Raw genomic sequence first — 1,422 nt, 5'->3', positions numbered from 1 at the left:
CCGCCGCCGCGTTCGGCGGCGGCACGCCCACCTTCCTGACCGCCGGCGAGCTGGAACGGCTCTGCGACATCGCGGAGAAGCGCATGGGGGCCGACCTGCGGGCCGTCCCCCTGTCGGTGGAGACGTCCCCGTCGACCGCGACGGCGGACCGGCTGGCGGTGCTCGCCGACCGTGGTGCGACCCGTGTCAGCATCGGCGTCCAGAGTTTCGTGGACGCCGAGGCCCGGGCCGCGGTCCGCCCCCAGCACCGCTCGGAGGTGGAGGGCGCCCTGGGCCGGATCCGTGACGCCCGGATCCCCGTCCTCAACATCGACCTGATCTACGGCATCGACGGGCAGACGGAGGAGAGCTGGCGCTTCTCGCTGGACGCCGCCCTGGCCTGGCGCCCGGAGGAGCTGTACCTCTACCCCCTGTACGTGCGCCCGCTGACCGGTCTCGGACGGCACCGGGCCGCGGCCGACCTCCCGGACCACGCCTGGGACGAGCAGCGACTGCGGCTGTACCGGGCGGGCCGCGACCACCTGCTGGCACACGGTTACGAGCAGGCGTCCATGAGGATGTTCCGCCGCACCGACGCCCCGCAGGCGGGCCCCGGCGACCACGCGTGCCAGACCGACGGCATGATCGGGCTCGGTTGCGGTGCCCGCTCGTACACCTCCTCGCTGCACTACTCCTTCGACTACGCCGTGGAGATGCGGGAGGTCCGCGGCATCATCGACGGCTTCACCGCCACCGAAGACTTCTCCCGCGCCGAGGTCGGCCGGTACGTCACCGGGGACGAGGCACGCAGACGCCATCTGCTGCAGTCGCTGCTCCAGGCCGAGGGGATGGAGGAGGCCGCCTACCGCGAGCGGTTCGGCACGGATCCGCGCACCGATTTCCGGACCGAGCTCGACCGCTTCACCGCACGCGACTGGCTGGACGCGTCGGCGGCCCCGGGCCGGCTACGGCTGACACCCGAGGGGCTGGCCCATTCCGACGCCCTGGGCCCGGAGCTGTTCTCCCCCGCCGTACGGGCCGCGATGGCCGCGTACGAGGCGAAGTGAGCCGCCCGGTGACCATGGACCCCGCCGCCGCCCCGGGCCCCGAGGCCACAGCCACGACGGCCACGGCCCCCGCCCCCGCCGCTCTCACCGTCCCGGACACGACGGCCACGACGAGGGCCACGGGCACGCCCGGCACAGACCTGACGGTCCTCTACCGTGGCCCACTGGCCTCGTGCGACTACGACTGCCCCTACTGCCCGTTCGCCAAGCGCCGGGACAGCGGTGACCAACTGCGCGCGGACCGCGCGGCCCTGGAGCGCTTCACCGCCTGGGCCACCGCGCAGACCGGCGAGCGGCTCTCGGTGCTGTTCACCCCGTGGGGCGAGGCGCTGGTGCGGTCCTGGTACCGGCGGGCGCTGGTGGAGCTGTCACGGCT

At 74.0% G+C, this 1,422-nt stretch carries 1 protein-coding gene and 1 pseudogene; both read left to right on the top strand.

Annotation, left to right across the window (positions count from 1 at the left end; genetic code table 11):
* Positions 1–1,046, top strand: a 1,046-nt coding sequence (locus IH13_RS0128710; protein WP_031088918.1) for an STM4012 family radical SAM protein, incomplete at its 5' end; no start/stop codon positions are given.
* Between the two features lie 8 nt (positions 1,047–1,054).
* Positions 1,055–1,422, top strand: a pseudogene (locus IH13_RS45085) (hypothetical protein); the annotation flags it as partial.

The sequence above is a fragment of the Streptomyces sp. NRRL WC-3549 genome (genome assembly GCF_000721935.1).
Taxonomy (GTDB): Bacteria; Actinomycetota; Actinomycetes; order Streptomycetales; family Streptomycetaceae; genus Streptomyces.
This window is presented reverse-complemented; position numbering and strand designations above follow the sequence as displayed.